This window comes from Myroides sp. DW712 (assembly GCF_046557355.1).
In the GTDB taxonomy this organism is placed as follows: domain Bacteria; phylum Bacteroidota; class Bacteroidia; order Flavobacteriales; family Flavobacteriaceae; genus Flavobacterium.
This window is the reverse complement of record NZ_JBKFDO010000022.1, coordinates 49576-69965: the sequence shown is the minus strand read 5'-3', so window position 1 is coordinate 69965 and position 20390 is coordinate 49576. Positions and strand designations below refer to the sequence as shown.

Sequence of the window (20390 nt, the reverse complement as noted above, 5' to 3'; positions counted from 1 at the left end):
CGATATGGTGAAGAATGAGACAAACATCAAAATCTTACAAGAGATTATTCAAAACGCACCCAACAATGTGTCAATTGAAATAAGAGAAGGAGAAGGGGAGTTTTTGGTGTACTATGATGCCGACAATCAAAAACATGAAATTAACTTAACCCAACACGAAACCCAAACATCAATTGGTAAGCATGTAGCTGCTGGAGATGGTTTAGAAGGTACCCTACAACCAACAGAAACTCTTGCGGTTGGTAACCTAAAAGAAGGCGATATTTACTACTCTTATTTAGGAGAACACGACAAAATCTTTTACATTAATATGACTGAAGATGTGATTACTTCTGTTCAAAATAGTGCGCTGTTGAAAAAGGAAATCTTCAATACGGTTAATAATTATAGTTCAACCGGAGGAAATGTGTTTTATGGAAAGATAGATGCCAATAGTACAGAAGACGTATTGTATATCATCGTCGATGACCAACCACAACCCATTGATATTTCACAAGATATTTTGAAAGTGATTGAAGATGTAACAAATAATACCATTATTGAAAAAATTCTAGATCGTATCGAAGTGGTTGTTCAAGTGGATGAGGTTGATGTACCGATTGGAACGACTATTGACGGAAGTAAAGTGTACAAAGGAAAACGTTCTGTTATGGTATCTAACAACGATGGATATGATATTGAATTCGCTTCTCCAATTACCTTGAAACCCGCAATGAAAACAAGTGATACAGAACGAGCAACGTATAAACCAACGAATGAAAAAATCGAAAGTTTATTGTCTGTAACGATCATTAATAAAACAACAAAACAAGTGGTATTGAACCAAGTGACTGATGTAGAGATAAATACCTCAAGTAATCAGGTAACCTTTAATTTTGGAATGGGCAATATGTATACCCCATTAGAAAATAATAATTACGAAGTTATATTTGAGTATACAGCCAAATAAAAACACAACAGTATGAGAAAGTTAATTTTTGTATTATTTCTATTAGGGGGATACTTTTCAGGGTATTCCCAGGTAGGAATAGGAACGAGAAATCCTTCTTCATCTACGCTATTGGATATCCATAGCGCAGAGGGAAATAAGGGAGTTGCGATGCCCAAGGTTGCTTTAATTAGTAAGCAATCCTATGCTCCTATAACAGGAAGTAGTAGTGATAAGCACAATCTTGGATTAATCGTGTACAATACAACAACAGATCATGCAAAAGAGCTTGTACCAGGGTATTACTATTGGACAGGAACGAGTTGGACTGCCTTACTTCATACGGAAGCAATCTTTGATTTAATTGATCAACAAAACACAAAGGATGGGGTGTATTATGGCAAGATTAATGGCGGTACACAAGCGGTGTTATACGTAAAGAAAAAAGATGCCCTGGGCAATCAAATACAGGAAGAAATTGATCTGTTGCGACTTTTGCTTCAGGATATTTCAAATTTATCAGAAGAACACCTGTATCAATTGAGAAAAACACTGGGCTATGACATTACAGAACACGCAGTATATACTGGAAAATCAGTTCGCGGACAATACCACTATAGTGTATACGGACGAACAGCAATAGAAGATGGAAATGCAGAAGTTCGAGGGGTTCGGCTGAGTCAAGAAACCTTGCATTTACTGGAAGAAGGTGTCGTTTTTGACATTCACTTACTCAATGCCAATCAGCAGATTATTGATATTAATACCACGGAGGTTGAGGTAACGAGTGGAGGATTGCTTAAGTTTAGCTTAGGATCAAGTAGTATGTATTATACCTTACCTGCAGGTGAATATGGAGTGATTGTTGATGTATTGAGCTCGCGTGAATTATTACCCTTGGGAGGATAAACGCGAAGTGGTTAGAGAATCGGTGTGCAAAGTACGAAATGGTTAGAAGTAGCTTTGGTTGTGATTAAAACTATATGATTTCACATCATTTTTTAAAATAAAATAATTTTTTTTTACTGGTAACAGTATCGTTTATGAAGATGTTTAAGTGATGATATTAGTGCGGTAACACTTAAGTATAAAAAAGCTATCTAAATTTTTCTAGATGGCTTTTTTTATTGTACGTTCTGTAATGGAATAGGAAAGCATAAAAGATGGATATCCACAGGGTTCTTAGAAACTAAAAAAATGGAGGAGGTGTTCTTTTTCTAGTTAAAATAACAAAGAAAATGATTTAAATGTAGTAATATTGCGCTCAAAATTATTTTTCCTTGGATGAGGAATTAATAGCGCCGACTAGCCTTGGCTTTCGTATACATTTGAAACACTTAATATCATAGAGTATGATTACCTTATTGAAACGATGGAGCATGAGTTTGCTTTTTTTAACTGCCGCTTCGACGGCTTTTGCACAAGATGCAACAAAACCAGAAAAAGAATTTAACAAAGTCTATGGAGGCTTAGGGTTCGGACTGGATTATGGTGGATTTGGAGCTAAAATTGAATACTTACCTATTGAAGAAATCGGCGTTTTTGCTGGTGTGGGATATAATTTAGAAGAAGCAGGATGGAATGTAGGAGTTTCATATAAGCTGAAGGTGAGTAAGCGCGTATCTCTTAATCCACTGGTGATGTATGGGTATAATGCTGTGTTGCAAGTAGATGGAGCTTCGGAATACAATATGGTTTCCTACGGCACAACATTTGGAGCGAATGTCGATATCTATGTTGGCAACAGAGGGGATAAGATTAGTGCAGGATTATATGTTCCGATTCGCTCGAAAAAATTTATGGATAACTATGATGAAGTCAAAGATAGTAGCTACATCGAGATGAAAAATGAGTTGTGGCCTATTGCGATAGGTGTTGGGTATAACTGGAAATTGAATTAATCTTTACCCTTCTCTTGATGGTTGTTAAATAAGAGAATGAAACACAGTTTTTCTTTCCTTGCCCAAGAATCTGTAGTTGCTTACTGGTGTGATGCAAGATGGCAACATCGAATAGGAGGTACAATATTAGTATCATCAAGTTTTTAGTGTCTACTAATTCTTTGCTGTTTACTTGTTATTGCGCTATAAGGGATAAAAAAAGAGGGATCTTATCCAATTGGATGAGCTCCCTCTTTTTTTTACGCTTGAATTCGTTTAGTTCTATTTATAAATGGTACATTTAAACCCAAATTAGAACTGCCTTGTATTTTCAAGGTACAACAGTCTTAAAGTAGAAATAAAAGAAAATACAGCTCAAAGGCGGGAAAACGAACGATAAAAACAATCGTTCTGATGTAAAAAATACAGGTGAAATAAGTGAACTACTCCAAATTATTTCACGCCTAAAGAATAGAGTAGTGGTAATACTGGGATTCCAGTTCATTGAATATGACTTTTAAAGAATTAAATATCATCCAACCTATCTTAACAGCGATTAAGGAAGTTGGATATGATCAACCTACTGCGATACAAAAGCAGAGTATTCCTTTTATTTTACAAGGACATGACCTTATCGGATGCGCTCAAACAGGAACGGGGAAAACCGCTTCGTTTGCGATTCCTATTTTACAGCTTTTACAACAGCAATCGGGACCTAAAAAAGGAATTCGTTCCTTAATTTTAACCCCAACAAGGGAGTTAGCCATTCAGATTGACGAGAATTTTAAAACCTATGGTACACAGGTAAAAACGAGACATATAGCTATTTTTGGAGGAGTATCTCAGCACAAACAAGTAGCGCAATTAAAACGTGGCGTGGATGTAGTAATTGCTACGCCAGGGCGTTTATTGGATTTGCTGAACCAAAAGCTTATTTCCTTGCAGCAATTGGAAATTGTGGTGCTGGATGAAGCCGATCGCATGTTGGATATGGGATTTGTACGCGATGTCAAAAAGATATTTACGCAAATTCCCGCCAAACGGCAAACGCTATTTTTCTCTGCCACCATGCCTCCAGAGATTAAGAAATTGGCCATGGAACTTGTCAAGAACCCCAAGGAAGTTAATGTTACTCCCGTTTCTTCTACGGCAGGTACCATCGAGCAATCGGTGTACTTTGCGGAGAAGGACGAGAAATTAGCCCTACTTTTTACCGTTTTAAGTGATGCGTCGATTGAGCGTTCTTTGGTTTTTACGCGAACAAAGTACGGTGCGGATAAGCTGGCAAAAAAACTGATAGGTATGGGAATTGCCGCAGCCGCTATCCATGGAAATAAATCACAAAACGCTAGACAACGCGCACTGAGCGATTTTAAAGAGCATAAGATACGTGTGTTAATCGCTACGGATATTGCAGCTAGAGGTATTGATATTGAGGAACTACCGCATGTAGTGAATTATGAGTTACCCAATATTCCTGAGAGTTATGTGCACCGCATCGGACGTACTGGACGTGCAGGAGCACAAGGAATTGCCGTTTCTTTTTGCGCGGAAGACGAGAAGAAAGATTTAGTGAAAATAGAAAAGTTAATTGGAATTAAAATTCCAGTCTTGTCGAATGCACACTCCTTAGCTACGGCACAACCCCCAACGCAAGCTGCAACACAAGCACAACCTGTGACGGAAGCGAAGAAAGCTAAGAAACGAAATAAACGCAACTACAGACCGAAAAGACGTCCAAACCAAAATGAGAAACGAGACTAAAATGAACTAGGACGCTGAGAAGGAAAAATATTCATTAGAAGTCAACGATAAATTGACTTCTAATGAATAATACAATAAAATAGATTCTCTTATAAGCTTTTCTTTTTATGCGCTAGCTTCGTTTATTCTTATTGATTTCATCTTGAAGCTGACGTCTAATTTTTTGCTCGCGCTCCAGAGCTAACTTCTTATATTCTTCAAGTTCACTTTCTGCCTCTAGTTGCTTTGTACGGGCATCTTTGGTCGTAGCAAAACTTCTTTTATATTGGGTAAACAAAATGCCTAAAACCAAGAGTAAAACTAGAATAATTGACCAAACAATTACTTTAAACGTACTTTTATGCGTACTAATGCCGATAAAATCAAGATTATTTTCTTGCTCAATAGCCTGTGTTAGGTCTTTTTGTACGCCTTGCAACTGATGAGACAGGGAATCGATGGTCGTTTTTTGTTCAATAAGAAGCTGATTGTTTTTCCCTATCGTTGTTTGTAATCGCCCAATCGAATCTCTTACATTTTGTTGGATATGCAGTAATTTATTTTTCTCTACTACCTTGTAATTCTGCCAGTTATTGGATTGACTAAGTAGGGTGTTAAACTGACTTTCGATGGTGTTTGTCTCGCTTTGTGCATAACTTGACAAGCTATAGGTTAGTAAGGTGGCAGATAAAATAATTGCTTTTTTCATTCATTTAATTTTTGAGTTTTTTTCCATTCGCCTATGTAAAGATTGAATCATTTCATTGTATAAACGTAAAGATATCTAGAAAAATAAGGGTAGACAAGTATTTTCTAGACAGAAAAAAGCAATAGGTGAATAGGAAGGAATATTTTTAGTATACAGTCCTTCGAGGATGCTTCGAGATACCTTCGATGTTCCTTAGGAAAAAGGTCTTTTTGTCGAAGAAGCCTTGAAGAAGGCTCGGAGAAGAAGAGAAGGAATACAGTCCCAAAATCCAGTAATTGGGTGAGTTTTATTTGCGTTTTGATGCATCCGAAAGGAAAAATATTCTTCTGAGTAAATACAACAAATCTATCCATACGAAAGGTATATTTTACGAACTAAAATACATTTTTTGTTTAATCTGCACCTGTAATAAGTGATTTGTTGTTGCTTATAGGGTATGGCTAATGCAGAAAAAGTGATAGTGCTATTGGATAATTGTCTTTTTATTGGCACTAAAACAGGTTCATATCTCCTGCTAAAATCCAACGTTTCTTTTTCATGATAGCGTAAATCAGGTAAGAAATGACCATGGGGAATAGAAATTGTAAGCCTAGAATAGCCAAGAGGATGTAGGAAGTAGAATAGGATTCTTTCATGGCATTAAATGTACCAATTTGCCCCACAAGCCCACAGCTTCCCATACCAGATTCTAAGGCTGTATTTTGCATATCAAAAAACAAAATGGCAATAGGGCCAAGGATAGCGGCCGTTATTGTGGGCGGAATCCAGATTTTCCAATTTTTATAAATGTTGGGCATTTGCAACATGCTGGTACCCAGTCCTTGGGCGAGTACGCCTTTTAGCCCGTTGTCTTTATAGCTGATGGTCGCAAATCCAATCATTTGTGCACAACAACCTATCGTAGCGGCTCCTGCAGCTAAACCATCCAATTGTAACATCAAACACAGGGCTGCGGAAGAGATGGGTAGGGTCAACACCATGCCCACGACTACAGCGATCACCATGCCCATAAGTAAAGGGTTGGAGTCTGTAGCCAGGATAATGATTTGGCCAATCCACTGCATGAGCTGATTGACACTAGGGCCAATGAGTTGAGCTAAAGCAACCCCTACTAAAACTGTAACAATAGGGGTAATCACAATATCAATCCGTGTTTCACCTGCTACAGCTTTGCCGATTTCTACGGCGATTATAGTAGCCAAAAACACGCCTAAAGGACCACCCAATTGATAAGACGCTACACCCACTACTGCAGATGAAAATAGAACCAATTGAGGCGCCCGTAAACTATAGGCAATAGCAAGCGCAATGACTGGACCTGTAGCTTGATTTGCAAAAGGCCAAACCACTTCTTTTAGAAAGAGAATCCCCAATTCTTCTCCTATTGTTTTTAGAATTGTCCCAACGAGTAAGGTTGCAAATAAACCATAGGCCATAGCGCCCATCGCATCAATAAAGTAGCGTTTACTTGAAATTTGGATGTCTTTTTTTTGAAGAAATGCTCGCATGAAAGAGGGTAATAAAATAGGATTGCCAGCATAAAGGTAAATAAAACGAAGAAGTATACGTGTTTTTTTTTATGTTTACTACTAATTAAAAGCGAGACAAACATGAACGAGTAGATTTTGATACCTGTATTGTGAGCGATTAATAAAAAGAGAACTAAATAAGGATGAAAAGAATAGTATATATCGCATTACTGGCTTTAGTATATGTAAATTGTAGTCGGAAAGAAGTGAGTATTCACGATTTAGAAGAACGAGAGGAGATAAGCTATGAGAAGAATACAACAACGAAATTTACAGGAGTAGCTCGGAGTTATCACGCGAATGGACAGGTAGATGTGGAGGAAAACTATACCCATGGAAAGTTAGAAGGAATCGTGAAGCGCTATTATGAAGATGGACAAGTAAAGATAGAGGCCAATTTTAAAGCAGGTGAACAAGAGGGGATAAGGAAGGAATATGATTCACAAGGACATCTAGAGATGGAAACGATGTATAAGAAAGGGAAGGTAGACGGAAGCAAGAAGGAGTACTATCCTACTGGACAAGTGGCAATTGATGCAAGTTTTACAGAAGGAAAGTTAGATGGAGTGAGTACAAAGTATTATGAAGACGGGCAAATCTCTCTGGAAGTACAGCATAAAAATGGAGTAGAAGAGGGGATGATGAAAGGGTATCATGAAAATGGACAACTATCAGTGGAAGCCTACTATAAGGAAGGAAAATTAGAAGGTCAACGTAGAGAATACTACAAGAATGGACAACTAGCAGCAGAAGCCTACTATGTGGATGGAGAATTAGAGGGTATGGTTAGGGGATATGATACAGACGGACACTTGATCGGAGAGGCAAGCTATGAGCATGGGGAGCTTATTGTGAATAAGAAATAGCAGTGAAATACTTCTTTTGGGATGTAAAAAAAGGAAAAATATGGCTTTGTTTATAACGCTTGATAATGTATATGGTTTATACGACCTGGATGGAACAAGGAAAATTGAAGGAATTGTTGTGTTTCATCAACATCATACGCCCAATCAGGACTATACGAAGCACAGTCGTTTGTTTGAAGGTCTTTTGCTAGGTATTGTTTTAAAAGGTTCCATGAGAACCCGCATTCACTTTACGGAATATGAAGTACAAGAAGGAGATATTGCTGTTGTGCCGCCACAGGTTATGATAGAAACTATGTCTTTAAGTGAAGAGGCAGAAATCGTTACAATAGGTCTTTCTTTTGATTTTATTTCCTCATTTCCAATTTTACGAGAATTTGTACTGAACGATCAGCTTCGTTGGCAGCCAATCATTCGATTGAATCAAGAAGAACTTCTCTTACAAGAAGAACTCCTTCAACTGATTGAAAATGTATACAACAAGAAGCAAAGTTCCCATAAAATAGACATGCTCAAACACCTAGTTATGGGGTTGATTCAGCTGATTATGGAACAGTATCAGGAGGAACCCAATCCTAAAGGTCAAATAAAGAATCGAACACATGAAATGATTGACAACTTTTATTCGTTAGTTTCTACCCATGCGCACCAACAACGGAATGTACAGTTTTATGCCGATCAACTCCATGTAAGTACGCAGTACCTTTCTTCTTTTTTGAAACAACATACAGGAAAATCTACCTTACAGTGGATCGATCATGTTTTGGTGTTACATGCTAAAACCTTGCTTAAATCTACAAGCTTATCCATAAAAGAAATTAGCAATACCTTGGAATTTACAGAGACTAGTGTGTTTTGTCGCTATTTTAAACGCAACACGGGTAAGTCACCCAAAGTATATCGAGAGGAAGAGTAATTAGGGCGTAGTAGAACAGAACACAGGTTTAGAAATAGTATGTAAAACCTTGTAAATCGTCAACAACTTGTTGCGCTTGGCTGTCTATTTTTATCCCATGAAAAAAAAAGATAAAAAAGCAGCAGTTGGATTTGTATTTATTACGCTATTGCTCGATATAACAGGATGGGGGATTATCCTTCCTGTCGTTCCGAAACTGATTGGTGAACTGATTCAAGGTGATCTTAGTCAAGCTGCAACCTATGGAGGTTGGCTTGGTTTTGCTTATGCCTTTACCCAATTTGTGTTTGCACCCCTCGTTGGAAATCTGAGTGATCGATATGGAAGGCGTCCTATTATATTGCTCTCTCTCTTTGGTTTTTCTATGGATTATCTATTGTTAGCACTTGCCCCTTCTATCAGCTGGTTGTTTGTAGGTCGGGTAATTGCAGGGCTAACAGGAGCTAGTATTTCTACGGCAAGTGCTTATATTGCTGATGTGTCTACGGACGAAAATAGAACAAAGAATTTTGGGCTAATTGGTGCTGCCTTTGGTTTGGGATTTATTATAGGTCCTGTTTTGGGCGGTTTATTGGGACATTACGGCGCACGAGTGCCTTTTTATGTGGCAGCAGTACTCTGTTTTCTAAACTTCCTTTATGGGTATTTTATGCTTCCCGAGAGTTTAGCTAAAAGTAAAAGAAGACCGTTTGAATGGAAACGCGCGAATCCGATGGGCTCTCTGATGTTTTTATTCAAACAACCCAAAATAGCTACGCTAGTTTTCGCGCTAGTATTTGTATATCTTGGACTTCACGCAGTTCAGAGTAATTGGCATTTCTTTACGATGTACAAATTTAATTGGACAGCAAGGCAAGTCGGAATTTCGTTAGGGGTCTTGGGCCTGTGCATTGGATTGGTACAGGGGGTTTTAATTCGATGGAGTGCCCCTAAATTAGGAGAGCAAAAAAGCATCTACTTAGGCTTGTTATTTTATGCCCTAGGGCTTTTATTGTTTGCTTTCGCCAATCAGAGCTGGATGATGTATGTCTTTTTACTTCCGTATGCGCTGGGGGGAATTTGTGGCCCTTCGCTTCAGTCTTTCCTTAGTAAAAGTATTTCCGCCAATCAGCAAGGAGAACTGCAAGGGGCATTAACCAGTTTAGTTAGTGTCACTTCCATTATAGGACCACCGCTAATGACGAATCTATTCTATTATTTTACTCAAGAAGATGCTCCTCCTACATTTGCAGGTGCTCCATTTTTAGTAGCTGCTATCTTGATGTTGATGAGTGTGGGGCTCGTCTATTTTAGTTTTAAAAATTATCATAAACAAGAGGTTTAGAAGGGACAAACTTATTTCATACGGATATTGACTTGTAAGGAGCAATCTATACGAGAAAACTCTTGCTCTATACTCCTTCACTACGAATCATTTACTATAAATAAATAGAGTTAATCCATTGATTATCTTCAGTTCAACACATAAAGCATTCCAATTTTAGCATTGGATTGTTAGAATATCTCTTTTTTATTCGTTAATCTGTAGGGTGAAAAAAAATGTTCCCCCCTATATTTGTTCTACTAATAAGGAAGTACTGCTGTTTGCTAGCTATCGTTTCAATTGCGTTAGCACAGGCAAAAAGCATAGAACAAATAAAGCCACATAAAAGGTAAGGAGTTAGTGGGGACTAGTACGCGAAAGAAATTTAGTGTAAACTTATCTTTGAGGTCTACAAACCGGGTGGCTTTATTATACTCGCTCATGAACAAACAACAAATACAATTTTTTTAGAAAAATCCTCCTGTAGGAAGTAAAAGAAAACAGAAAATCCCCTTTACAAAAGCACGCAAGCAATTGCGTGCTTTTTGCATTGCCAATCGTTTGCATTTAGAACAAAGACAACTGTTTATTGTATGTTTAATTGTGTTTAATTAACAAAAAATATTTTTTAGATACGTATTTAAATAATGATTAATTTAATTGTGGGCTTATAAAAATAGTATTAGTTGATTTTTTGTCGGATAAATGTATCCTAATTTGTGAAGTTTTTTGCTTTAATGTGTACTTTAAATTCGGGTTTGTATCCTATTATTCTTTCAATTTTACTTTGTTTTGTTTTTCAAGTTTAAGCCTGTACACTAGGGTTTAACGATGAAAGAAAAACAGTACGATGAAGATACCTTTAGAGCCGTTTATGCATCGATCCTCTACTAGACTTTATATAAATTGCGAAAATTTAGATAGCGTCTTAGCGCGTAGACACGATTTTGTTTTTACCCCTCATGAGCTTAGTTTTTTTAGTATTCATTTGTTTACTGAAGGAGAAGGTATTTTGAATGTTGATTTTAATCCAATAAAGGTGGCGTCCAAAGAGGTGCTAGTACTCTTCAAAAATCAGGTGATTGAATGGAAAGAACCGATAAATCACAACGCGAAGATTCTTATTTTTACGGAAGACTTTTTTTGTATTGATGAAATGCACTTTCAGTTTTTTCATACTTCTACTTTATTTAAACAGACAGAAATGTGTAAGCGCATTGAGGTAATGAATCACTTTGAGGAATTAGTATTGCTGTTTGATATCATCAACCAGGAATTAATGAAACCATACTATCCAAAGCAACGCTACGTACTCAATAATTATTTGTTTAATGTTTTAATCTTTCTTGAACGCTCGTTGAATCAAACTACAGTGGAGGAAAAGTTAGCGGTTTCACATGAAAAATTGATTGTGGCTAAATTTAAAGATTTTGTTAACAAGAATTTGAATAAAGGATATAGTGTTAAGAGGTATGCAGAGGAATTAAATATAGGATTGCGAACGCTTGAATATGCGTTTCAAAAAAATGAGAATATCACGCCTTATAAATGGATTTGTAAACGAATAGTGATGGAAATCGGCAGGTGTTTGCTGTATAAGGACTTACCCGTTAATGTCATCTCGTATCAGTTGGGGTTTAAGGAGGCCAACCACCTGTCTATTTTTTTTAAAAGACATACAGGATTAAATCCCTTAGAATACAAGAATAGATATAGTAAAGACTGAGCAAATAAGGAATTATTTGGGTTGTTTAGTGAATAGTTTAACCTGTTTATTGTTTTTTTTTTGAAGATGAAAAGACGGAGATTTTTTTTTATTTAAAATGATTCTATTTTAGAGTTGGTTGTTTTCGTTGATTTCTTTAGCTTTGAGATACACTAAATTCGTATAATTATGCAGGTATTTTATCGATTATCTTTTTTCCTTTTCGTATCGTTCTTTTGTATTTCGTGTACAGGTAAGGCAATACCCGAGAAAGCGCAAGCAGTTGAAAATTTTGAGGTCAATCGTTACCTGGGTACTTGGTATGAAATTGCGCGGTTTGACTTTTATTTTGAAAAAGATTTAGTTTATACTACGGCATACTACAGCCTCGATAAAAATGGAAATCTCCAGGTTTTGAACCGAGGGTTTAACGTTAAAGACAACGAATGGAAGCAAGCGAAAGGAATTGCTAAATTTAGAGGGGCGAAAAACGTGGGTGCGCTAAAAGTTAGCTTTTTTGGTCCCTTTTATTCGGGCTATAATGTGATTGCACTAGATGAAAATTATCAATATGCTTTAGTTGCAGGAAAAAATCTAGATTATTTGTGGATACTCTCCAGAGAAAAAAGTATACCCGAAGAGATTAAACAAAACTATTTGTCACTAGCTCAAAAAGTGGGATATGATGTCTCTCGCTTAATCTGGGTTCAACAAGAGTAGTGTAGGCATCACTAAAACTCACCATTAATCCAAGGTAGATTAATTGCTCCTTAGTCAGTCTTTTAGGATAATCTTGTTTCTTCTCTTAAGAAAGAAGGAAGGCATTTTAGTCGATGTTTAATCAAAAAAGAATAAAAGATAAAAACTAGACATGCCCCAAAAAGTTAGACCCTTATTTGGGATATGTCTAGTTTTTATATTTTAGCTTCTCTTTTTTATTTTACTTTATCGTACGCATCAAATACTAACTCCTGGATAGCATCTGAAATGCGTTGCTTTCCATCTGCTGTATTAATATCAATGCCACAGAATTTACTTCCATTGTTTTTCGCGTGTAGGGTTAAATAATAAATACCGCTGATTACTAAGGCTAAACGCGCGCGAATATCAACATTTGAATGCTCGAAATAGGGACTTGTTTTGGAAAACAATTCCTCACCAATCTCTTCGCGTTTATCCGCTATTTTGCGCAATATCTCATTGCTTTCTCCAACTTCCCAGTGAATGATGCGTTGTAGTGCTCGGTTGGTCAATAACGTCTCAAATTGATTTTGAAGCAGTTGATTGATATGATTCTGGGTCAATTTATCTGGATCTTGTAATAGATAGTCTATATCGGGTTTAGCTGTGCTCTTGTAAAAATCTTTTTGATTGATGTATTCCTCAACCAAATTGTCAATGCCACCAAAGTACGTCCACACCAGTTTTTTATCCACACCTGCAGCCTTAGCAATATTAGGAGCTGTGAGACCTGTATAGCCTTTCTTCTGTAATACCTTACCCACGGCAGCAATCATTTTACTCTTGGTACGTGCCTTGTCGCGTATAGGTCCAGAGGAGACTTTTCTTACTTTCGCTGGTTCGAGGGTTTGATCGGTGTTGGGAATCGTTTCTTTTTTATTTTTCATATTCATTATTTAAGGGGAGGGAAAAGCAACAACTTGTTGATTCCGTAATGCAATACAATACTAGTATGGAAAGTTTACGTTTCACTTAGTTCGCCAAATGTAAAAAAAATAATTCAATTGTATTTTTTCGTTTCTTTTTTCTACTAAATTACAAGGTAAAAACAGGTAGATGGTTAACTACAATTGTCCTTTTTTATTTTAGTATTACTGCATTTTCTTAGTTTTTTGATTTTTAAATTAAAATGTTAAATTACACATAAAAAATGAATTTACATCTACAATTAGATGCTAAATGAAAGAATCAAAAATAAAAGGAAACCAAATACATCCCATAGAAATAAATAATTCGATGCCTATCATGTCAAGGTCAATAATTAAAGACTTTGGGATGATTTGACACAAGAAGCTAAGCGATAAAGGTGTGATTGTTCATCGAGATAGCTTTTACTTTAGGGGTCAAGTCTAAGACATTTCGGGCGCTAATTCTAGGCGCAGCTTTAACTAATTGTTGTCGTCTGCCTTCAATCAACTGTTTTTGGGTTATTTTTTTGAGGAGTTGAACTTTTTGTTCGTCTTTCTTTAATTCAATGAGTAAGTACTTCACAGTGGGTAATTCACGATTGGAAAGCGGTTGGTCGGCTGTTAAAAAACCTTGACCCTGGAAAAATAGTTCCGAAATGGAACCATTAGAAGCATCTAAATGGTGCTTGTTCTTCTTTACTAATTTTGAAAGCTCCTCACTATATAGATAGCTGAGGTGATTGGTCTCATCTCGGGTAAGAAATAATGGGACAAGTTCAGTATTGTCGTCAAGGATAGCATACACTTGTAGCACAAGTGGCTCGTTATAATCCAAAAAGCATTGAATTTGAGCGGTTAATTCAGTTGTTTTCATAGCGTATTAATTTTTTTTACTCTTAAATATACGCTTTTTTTTTATGTATTCCTTAGAATTTGAAACCCATATAAGGGACAAATTTTGCTATAAAACGACAAAAAAGGACGCTCATCCCTTACAATCTCTTTGTTGCATCTTGGCTCTGCCTGAAATAAAAAAAGCAAGAAATGACGTTTTTTGAGATTTCGTTGACTTTTTTATCGCTTTTTATGGACAAAAAAAGTAAATTTAGATGAACAACTATTTTTTTTAAATCTTTTTATTTATAGTAATATTTTGATTTTCAATACATTGTTATTAATGTTGTTTGTTGTATTACGCAATTCGTAAAGTCATTTTCTTTAATTTGTTGAATGTTAGTTAAATATTTGTAAAAGAAATGTAAAAAAATATTTTATTTATATAAAATATTAAATTTAATCCCAACGTATGAACATTGAATTTATGAAGACAACAATACTGTATAATAAAATCAGGTCCCCATTTTAATTGTTGTGTTACTATATTTGTGTTCAATAGTAAGCCTATGTTTCGACATAGGCTTTTTTGAGTTGATTTAATTTAATGTATAGGTATGAAGGAAGGTAAATCAACCGTATAGCAAGTAATAAAAAGCCCCTACCATGAACCAATAGTTATAATAAATAGAAGCAATATCCTACGCTGTATTTGCTTAAAAATTGCAATTTTAATGAATTTTAGAATCCTATTTTGTATTCTGGTTACTACGACTAGCCATGCTCAAAATAACACCTTTGATAGCCTCTATCAGCGGGTATCTAAAGATGCCTCAATCTCAACTCCTCAAATCGCTTTATTACATCTAACGCAACTGGAGCAAGCTTCCAAGACAAATAAAGAGCAAATAGAAGTTTTTATGTTACGCGCCTCGTTGTTAAGACAATATGGAAATAGAGAACGCGCTATTGTAACACTAAAACAAGCCGATAGCCTGGCTAATAAATACAAATACCCAACTATACAAGCGCGAATTCATGGGGCTTTGTCTACCTTATATCGCGAAAATGGTATCGAAACGTTGGGGAAATTGTCGTTGATTAAGGCAAGATATTGGAGTAAATACGTTACTAATCCTTTGGAAATCTGTGTCTTGAAAGGTAATTTAATGCAAGAACAAGCGTATTACCACATGAATGCCTCCTTGTATGAGGAAGCTATTAAATGCCTAAAGGAGGGAAGAATAGAATTTGCCAAAATAGAGGATGCTAAATTGCGCTTTTTTCATTTAGCGAGTACCGATCAACTTATTGCAGAAAACTATATTCACTTAGCCGATGAAAAAAAAGCAATTGATTTTTTATTAAGAGCACAAGGAGAACTGCGTGATTCAGCTTATCCTGAAAGTCCATTAAAGGGATTTATTTACAAGAGCTTAGGGATGGCTCATTTAATTAGCCAAGATTTTGAAACATCATTTTCTTATTTGAACCAAGCACAAGCCGTCGGAGAACAATCCAATTTTGTAGAGTTGCAAAAACAAGCCTTAGCTTCCTTAATAACCTATGCGAAGCAAAAAGGAGATGCCCAAGCCTATGTGCTTTATAATGAAAAATACATGCAGTTGATCGAAGAACAGTTGAATGTGCAAACAAAAATTGCAGATTTTCTCGTCGGATCATATTATGAAAAAGAAGGAGCTACAAAAGATGCATATAAAAAATACGTTTGGTATAGCCTGTCCATTGGTAGTGGTCTCTTGATTTTTATTTCCTTGTTTTACTACCACCGAAGGAAATACACCCTCCAATTCAAAGAACTCCCCGTTGCAAGTCCTGCCACTCAACCATTTGTTGTACAGGAAGAGGCCGTGAAATCACAGGATACAGGAGTTGATCACACCTATATTTCCCGTGAAACAGAAGAACTAATCCTGCAGGGGATTCAACTATTTGAAGAAAAGAAAGAATTTCTCAAGCACGAAATTTCCCTAAGTAAACTCGCCAGCCAAATTGGAGTCAATCATCGCTACTTGTCTTATGTAATAAAACACCATAAACTACAGGATTTCTCTAGTTATATCAATACGCTACGCATTGAATATATCGTTTTGTTGTTGCAAGAAAATCCGGAAACACTTAAATATAAGATAAGCTATTTGGCTGATTTGTGTGGGTTTGCTTCCCATAGTCGATTTACCATTACATTTAAGCGTATCAAGGGAATTTCTCCTTCCACTTTCATTGAACAGCTGAAAAAAAAGAGGTAGTTCAGTTGGTTTCTGCCCTATGTGTTGCCAAGGTTATCAAAAAGTTATCTTATTGATTGTTGGGTGGTTGGTATCTTTTTTTTGATGAAATTTAAGTAGTCAAAAAAAAACGATGGAACACTATCACAAGCATTTATTTTTTGTTGATTCTGGGGTAACGATTGCTATAGTAAGAGAAATCAATACCTTACAACGTCGATTTGGGTTTTCGGAAGACATGCGAAAACTACTGTTAATTCAAGTACAACCTAGGGCAGAGAATCCTTTTGTTGGATTGAGTCACGAGCTTATAGTACCCCAAATACAGTGGTATACTTTAGATGGGCTAGAAGATAGTTGGGACATTATTGAGCGTAATGAAGATTGTATTCTATCTGATTACCTCTTTGTTTTTGCTCAAGATTACGAGGGTAATCAATACGCTGAAATTACAAAAGGACAACGCAAGGGCCAGATTGTTTGGTTGGATGCTTCCTTTTATGCAGATGTGGATAGCCTAGAAGAATTTATGGAGGAACAGTCAGAACATGTAGGATTCTCTCCTAGGTGGAGTGAAGAGGAACTTATTTTTAACTTCGTTTCTACTGAAAGTCAATTAGTCGAAATCAAAGCAAATTCGCTTGAACTATTCCTGTGTTAGAAAAAATAGAATTACTTATTTACTAAATAAGAATTGATGCGTTTTTTTAGTTTGTCAAGCCTGTATAGCAATATGCAGGCTTTTTTGATAAAAAAAAACGGATAATCTTTATTGATTACCCGTGATTTTTTTGATTAGAAAAGAGATTAATTTCTTGGTTTAGCTAAATGATCAAAAAAGTACTGTGCAATTTTGGTATTCAAGTGAATACGGTCAATGCCACGTACATTGTGTTCATGTGTAGGATACAAGAAATAATCTACTTGTTTATTTGCTTTGATGCACGCTTCAAGGAAGAGCATCGAGTGTTGTTGAACCACAACTGGATCTTGCGCACCGTGAATAATTAAAAGTCGGTTGTCTAATTGAGCCGCTTTATTGAGTAAACTCGTGCGTTCATATCCTTCAGGATTTTCTTGAGGTGTATCCATATAGCGCTCGCCATACATGATTTCGTACATTTTCCAATCCATGACAGGTCCACCTGCAACGCCTACTTTGAAAATAGAAGGATGTGTAACGGATAGCGTCGTAGTCATGAATCCTCCAAAGCTCCAACCATATACACCTATTTTTTCTTGATCCACATAAGGAAGGGTTTGCAAATACTTAATTCCTTGCATTTGGTCAGCCATCTCATGTTGTCCCAGTTGGCGATGAATTACATGCTCGAAATCACGTCCTCTATTGAAGCTTCCTCTGTTGTCAACCGTGAATACAAGATAGCCTTGTTGTGCCATATAGTGGAAAAATAACGATGATCCTCCTAACCAAGTATTGGTAATCAATTGAGCGTGTGGTCCGCCGTAAACATACACCATAACTGGATATTTTTTTGTTGCATCAAAATGGGTAGGGTAAATTACACGTGCATTTAATGGCGTTTTTCCATCCGCAGCGGTTATCGTAACAATATCCATTTTAGGCATATCAATCACATCTAAGTAAGGGTCTTTGGCTGTAAATAACGCTACCTCTTTTTGATTGGCAGTTTGTACAATGGATAATTGATTCGGAATTTCTATGCTATTGAAAGAATCTAAAAACAAGGTTTTATCTTCATTGAATGTTATCGCATGGGTTCCAGAACGCGTAGTTAGTTGTTCTGTTTTTGCTTTTTTAAGGTTTACTTTAAATAAATGACGATCTAAACCTTGATTGGTAATCCCTAAATAGTACAAGTTTTTACCTTCCTTGTCAAAGCCCAAAATCTCTTCTACAATAACAGTATCCTCACCTAAGGCTTGGATTAACTTACCTTCTGTTGAATATAAATACGGCTGGCGATATCCTCCTTTTTCAGATAAATAGAGGAATGTTTTACTATCAGCCGGATTGAAAATTAAACCTTGAGAAGGTTCAGTATAGGTTGTCGACTTCTCTTCAAATAAGGTAGTTTCAAATGCCCCTGTTGCCGCATTGTACTTGTTTAATTTTAAGTGATTTTGTTCGCGGTTTAATACCCCCACATAGACGTAGTTCCCCGAAGGATCCCAAGTAACCATCGTTAAGAATTGATCTTTCTCTCCTGTTTGAAGAACCACTTTGGCATGCGTGTATACATCGTAAATCACCAAGGAGACACGTTCATTGGTCATGCCAGCCATGGGATATTTAATGTTCTGATTCTCGGCAACTCTCGAATTCCATTGAACCAAGGGATAATCCGTCACTTCGGACTGATCATTTCGGTAGTAAAGCAATTGCTCTTGCTTTGGACTCCACCACATTCCTTTTGTAATACCAAATTCATTGCGGTGTGTATTCGAACTACCATTAACAATAGCTGTATCTGTATCGGTAGTAACGGATGTTTGTTGTCCTTTCTTATCTGAAATGACGATGTTGTTATCTTTTAACCAAGCAATATAATCGCTATTTCTAGAAACAATGTATTCTTGACCTTGAGTTGGTACTTTTTGTACAACTTCTATTTCTTTATCTTCTATATGATATTGTAAGAGCCATCTGAATTTTTGATCTGAGTCCACCACAGAAAAAGCTAATACTGTTTCGCTTTTCCATAGCAGATCTGAAGGAAAAGTAGCTATTTTGAAAGTGCCTTCCGGAATAGAAGTTGCAATCGCTTGGTTTAACTCATTCGCTGTTAGTAGAAAAGAGGAACTCCATTGCTGCGATGACGGACGAATAAACATACTGTCTCGCTTTGTATTCAAATGAGCTAATGTCTTTGCATTTTTCCAGCTCGGTTGAGTTAACTTTTCTGGTGCAAATGTGGTATACTGTCCTAGTGTTGCTTCTTGTATCGTCAGATTACGCTGAGCAAAAAGAAAATTACTCGAAAGAATAGCTAGGGCAAGTAAGTGTATTTTTTTCATTCTATTGTATGATTAATTTTATCGCGCACTAAGGTAGGGTTTTTCTCTTGTGTGACCAATACGTCCTTAATAAGAGGCGAAGGATTTTTTGCCAGTAAAGGGAAAGATGATGAGGTAAATACCAAAAAATGGAAGCAAAATCGCTCTTTTTTAGAAGCAATGCTTCTAAATGAAGGAGGGTGATTTTTTTTTGTAAAAAGAAAACATTCTCAAATTGAGATTTTTTAGGACAATACACTAATTTTTTCATGGTATAATGAAAAAAAAATTAATAAAAACAAGTTCAATATGTTTTATTTGATGAAAATACAGTAAAATAAATAATAGTTTTAAATAGATATATTTGAGAAGGCCGTTGTACGTCTTGCTTTGTGTTATTTAAATATTTTAGGTTAAAATGAACCACAAATTATTAATTGAATTTATGTATCTTCTTTTCGAATTTGAGCAAAATGCCGAGAGGGAAACAGTATCATGTTATACTCAAAATATTGAAGGGTTTAAGCAGTGGATTCGCGAGAAAAATGAAGAACCTACTGTTTCGAAGGAATTCGAGGTAACGGATGAAAAGGTGACGACGGAACAACAGATAGCACTTGACTTATATAAGCTAGCCAATTATAGTAAAATGTATTGGCGTGTATTATTGCGAGAGGGGACTTTTGCCAGCCAAGATAATTTTATTGTCTTACTCAATTTATGGATGCATGGAGCAATGACAAAAATGGAATTGATTCGAATGAGTGCACAAGAAAAACCAACAGGCATGCAAATAATCAACCGTTTAATTCAGTCGGAATTTGTCCAACAAAAAGATTCTCAAGTAGACAAGAGAAGCAAAATAATTGAAATTACTACATTAGGACAACGAGAATTAGAGAAGCAAATGGAAGAAATTCAACGTGTTTCTCTAGTAATCAATGGAAATTTGGGCGGAAAAGACAAACAACAGTTGCAGCTCTTACTTCAACGCCTAATAGATTTCCACGAAGAGGTATTTATGGAACATAAAAGTAAAACTGACTTATTGGATCTTGTTTTAGCGCACAAGGTGAAGTAGATATTGTTGGTAAGTGGTG

General features: G+C 36.3%; 16 protein-coding genes and 1 pseudogene. 12 read left to right on the top strand and 5 right to left on the bottom strand.

Features of this window, described 5'->3' with window-relative positions:
- The 4 genes and pseudogenes from ACLJX0_RS14560 to ACLJX0_RS14545 form a co-directional block, all read left to right on the top strand.
- Positions 1 to 949 (top strand): annotated as a pseudogene (locus tag ACLJX0_RS14560) (hypothetical protein); the annotation flags it as partial.
- Between the two features lie 12 nt (positions 950 to 961).
- On the top strand, positions 962 to 1837 hold the full coding sequence (locus tag ACLJX0_RS14555; RefSeq protein WP_410881456.1) for a hypothetical protein: 876 nt from the start codon (positions 962 to 964) through the stop codon (positions 1835 to 1837).
- 443 nt (positions 1838 to 2280) lie between these two features.
- Entirely contained in the window at positions 2281 to 2829 is a 549-nt protein-coding gene (locus ACLJX0_RS14550) for a hypothetical protein (RefSeq protein ID WP_410881454.1), read from the top strand.
- Between the two features lie 489 nt (positions 2830 to 3318).
- The gene (locus ACLJX0_RS14545; protein ID WP_410881452.1) at positions 3319 to 4572 is read left to right on the top strand and encodes a DEAD/DEAH box helicase; all 1254 of its coding nucleotides are present in this window, start codon (positions 3319 to 3321) and stop codon (positions 4570 to 4572) included.
- Positions 4573 to 4684: 112 nt separating this feature from the next.
- Here the strand turns inward: ACLJX0_RS14545 and ACLJX0_RS14540 are convergent, their stop codons facing one another.
- Together ACLJX0_RS14540 and ACLJX0_RS14535 are read right to left on the bottom strand one after the other, a co-directional pair.
- Positions 4685 to 5260: a hypothetical protein gene (locus ACLJX0_RS14540; protein WP_410881450.1), complete on the bottom strand. Its 576-nt coding sequence runs from the start codon at positions 5258 to 5260 to the stop codon at positions 4685 to 4687.
- 491 nt (positions 5261 to 5751) lie between these two features.
- On the bottom strand, positions 5752 to 6768 hold the full coding sequence (locus tag ACLJX0_RS14535; protein ID WP_410881448.1) for a PTS transporter subunit IIC: 1017 nt from the start codon (positions 6766 to 6768) through the stop codon (positions 5752 to 5754).
- Between the two features lie 164 nt (positions 6769 to 6932).
- Here ACLJX0_RS14535 and ACLJX0_RS14530 point away from each other — a divergent pair, with 164 nt between their 5' ends.
- From ACLJX0_RS14530 to ACLJX0_RS14510, 5 genes are all read left to right on the top strand, one after another.
- Positions 6933 to 7655: a toxin-antitoxin system YwqK family antitoxin gene (locus ACLJX0_RS14530; protein WP_410881446.1), complete on the top strand. Its 723-nt coding sequence runs from the start codon at positions 6933 to 6935 to the stop codon at positions 7653 to 7655.
- A gap of 40 nt (positions 7656 to 7695) precedes the next feature.
- A complete protein-coding gene (locus ACLJX0_RS14525) occupies positions 7696 to 8571 on the top strand; it encodes a helix-turn-helix domain-containing protein (RefSeq protein WP_410881444.1) in 876 nt (291 codons plus the stop codon).
- A gap of 97 nt (positions 8572 to 8668) precedes the next feature.
- Positions 8669 to 9895: a TCR/Tet family MFS transporter gene (locus ACLJX0_RS14520; protein WP_410881442.1), complete on the top strand. Its 1227-nt coding sequence runs from the start codon at positions 8669 to 8671 to the stop codon at positions 9893 to 9895.
- 829 nt (positions 9896 to 10724) lie between these two features.
- Positions 10725 to 11600, top strand: a complete 876-nt coding sequence (locus ACLJX0_RS14515; protein WP_410881440.1) for a helix-turn-helix domain-containing protein — start codon at positions 10725 to 10727, stop codon at positions 11598 to 11600.
- 168 nt (positions 11601 to 11768) lie between these two features.
- Positions 11769 to 12299 carry a lipocalin family protein gene (locus tag ACLJX0_RS14510; RefSeq protein ID WP_410881438.1) on the top strand — a complete coding sequence of 177 codons (531 nt, stop codon included), beginning with the start codon at positions 11769 to 11771 and terminating at the stop codon, positions 12297 to 12299.
- 215 nt (positions 12300 to 12514) lie between these two features.
- On the opposite strand, the gene ACLJX0_RS14505 is transcribed toward ACLJX0_RS14510, so the two are convergent.
- The gene (locus ACLJX0_RS14505) at positions 12515 to 13207 is read right to left on the bottom strand and encodes a TetR/AcrR family transcriptional regulator (RefSeq protein WP_410881436.1); all 693 of its coding nucleotides are present in this window, start codon (positions 13205 to 13207) and stop codon (positions 12515 to 12517) included.
- A gap of 406 nt (positions 13208 to 13613) precedes the next feature.
- Positions 13614 to 14102: a hypothetical protein gene (locus tag ACLJX0_RS14500; RefSeq protein WP_410881434.1), complete on the bottom strand. Its 489-nt coding sequence runs from the start codon at positions 14100 to 14102 to the stop codon at positions 13614 to 13616.
- Between the two features lie 694 nt (positions 14103 to 14796).
- On the opposite strand from ACLJX0_RS14500, the gene ACLJX0_RS14495 reads away from it, so the two are divergent.
- Together ACLJX0_RS14495 and ACLJX0_RS14490 are read left to right on the top strand one after the other, a co-directional pair.
- Positions 14797 to 16332: a helix-turn-helix domain-containing protein gene (locus ACLJX0_RS14495; protein ID WP_410881432.1), complete on the top strand. Its 1536-nt coding sequence runs from the start codon at positions 14797 to 14799 to the stop codon at positions 16330 to 16332.
- Positions 16333 to 16444: 112 nt separating this feature from the next.
- The gene (locus tag ACLJX0_RS14490) at positions 16445 to 16972 is read left to right on the top strand and encodes an SMI1/KNR4 family protein (protein ID WP_410881430.1); all 528 of its coding nucleotides are present in this window, start codon (positions 16445 to 16447) and stop codon (positions 16970 to 16972) included.
- Between the two features lie 146 nt (positions 16973 to 17118).
- Here ACLJX0_RS14490 and ACLJX0_RS14485 read toward each other — a convergent pair whose 3' ends face one another.
- Complete coding sequence (locus ACLJX0_RS14485; protein ID WP_410881429.1) at positions 17119 to 19311, bottom strand: DPP IV N-terminal domain-containing protein; 2193 nt, start codon at positions 19309 to 19311, stop codon at positions 17119 to 17121.
- A gap of 397 nt (positions 19312 to 19708) precedes the next feature.
- Here ACLJX0_RS14485 and ACLJX0_RS14480 point away from each other — a divergent pair, with 397 nt between their 5' ends.
- The gene (locus ACLJX0_RS14480) at positions 19709 to 20371 is read left to right on the top strand and encodes a MarR family winged helix-turn-helix transcriptional regulator (RefSeq protein ID WP_410881427.1); all 663 of its coding nucleotides are present in this window, start codon (positions 19709 to 19711) and stop codon (positions 20369 to 20371) included.
- The last annotated feature ends 19 nt before the right edge of the window (positions 20372 to 20390 follow it).

Excerpts from the sequence above, each read along its gene's own strand:
- ACLJX0_RS14555 (WP_410881456.1), top strand. The coding sequence starts at position 962 with ATGAGAAAGTTAATTTTTGTATTATTTCTATTAGGGGGATACTTTTCA.
- ACLJX0_RS14535 (WP_410881448.1), bottom strand. The coding sequence starts at position 6,768 with ATGCGAGCATTTCTTCAAAAAAAAGACATCCAAATTTCAAGTAAACGC.
- ACLJX0_RS14500 (WP_410881434.1), bottom strand. The coding sequence starts at position 14,102 with ATGAAAACAACTGAATTAACCGCTCAAATTCAATGCTTTTTGGATTAT.
- ACLJX0_RS14515 (WP_410881440.1), top strand. The coding sequence starts at position 10,725 with ATGAAGATACCTTTAGAGCCGTTTATGCATCGATCCTCTACTAGACTT.
- ACLJX0_RS14510 (WP_410881438.1), top strand. The coding sequence starts at position 11,769 with ATGCAGGTATTTTATCGATTATCTTTTTTCCTTTTCGTATCGTTCTTT.
- ACLJX0_RS14550 (WP_410881454.1), top strand. The coding sequence starts at position 2,281 with ATGATTACCTTATTGAAACGATGGAGCATGAGTTTGCTTTTTTTAACT.
- ACLJX0_RS14545 (WP_410881452.1), top strand. The coding sequence starts at position 3,319 with ATGACTTTTAAAGAATTAAATATCATCCAACCTATCTTAACAGCGATT.
- ACLJX0_RS14495 (WP_410881432.1), top strand. The coding sequence starts at position 14,797 with ATGAATTTTAGAATCCTATTTTGTATTCTGGTTACTACGACTAGCCAT.
- ACLJX0_RS14490 (WP_410881430.1), top strand. The coding sequence starts at position 16,445 with ATGGAACACTATCACAAGCATTTATTTTTTGTTGATTCTGGGGTAACG.
- ACLJX0_RS14485 (WP_410881429.1), bottom strand. The coding sequence starts at position 19,311 with ATGAAAAAAATACACTTACTTGCCCTAGCTATTCTTTCGAGTAATTTT.
- ACLJX0_RS14530 (WP_410881446.1), top strand. The coding sequence starts at position 6,933 with ATGAAAAGAATAGTATATATCGCATTACTGGCTTTAGTATATGTAAAT.
- ACLJX0_RS14525 (WP_410881444.1), top strand. The coding sequence starts at position 7,696 with ATGGCTTTGTTTATAACGCTTGATAATGTATATGGTTTATACGACCTG.
- ACLJX0_RS14540 (WP_410881450.1), bottom strand. The coding sequence starts at position 5,260 with ATGAAAAAAGCAATTATTTTATCTGCCACCTTACTAACCTATAGCTTG.
- ACLJX0_RS14520 (WP_410881442.1), top strand. The coding sequence starts at position 8,669 with ATGAAAAAAAAAGATAAAAAAGCAGCAGTTGGATTTGTATTTATTACG.
- ACLJX0_RS14505 (WP_410881436.1), bottom strand. The coding sequence starts at position 13,207 with ATGAAAAATAAAAAAGAAACGATTCCCAACACCGATCAAACCCTCGAA.
- ACLJX0_RS14480 (WP_410881427.1), top strand. The coding sequence starts at position 19,709 with ATGAACCACAAATTATTAATTGAATTTATGTATCTTCTTTTCGAATTT.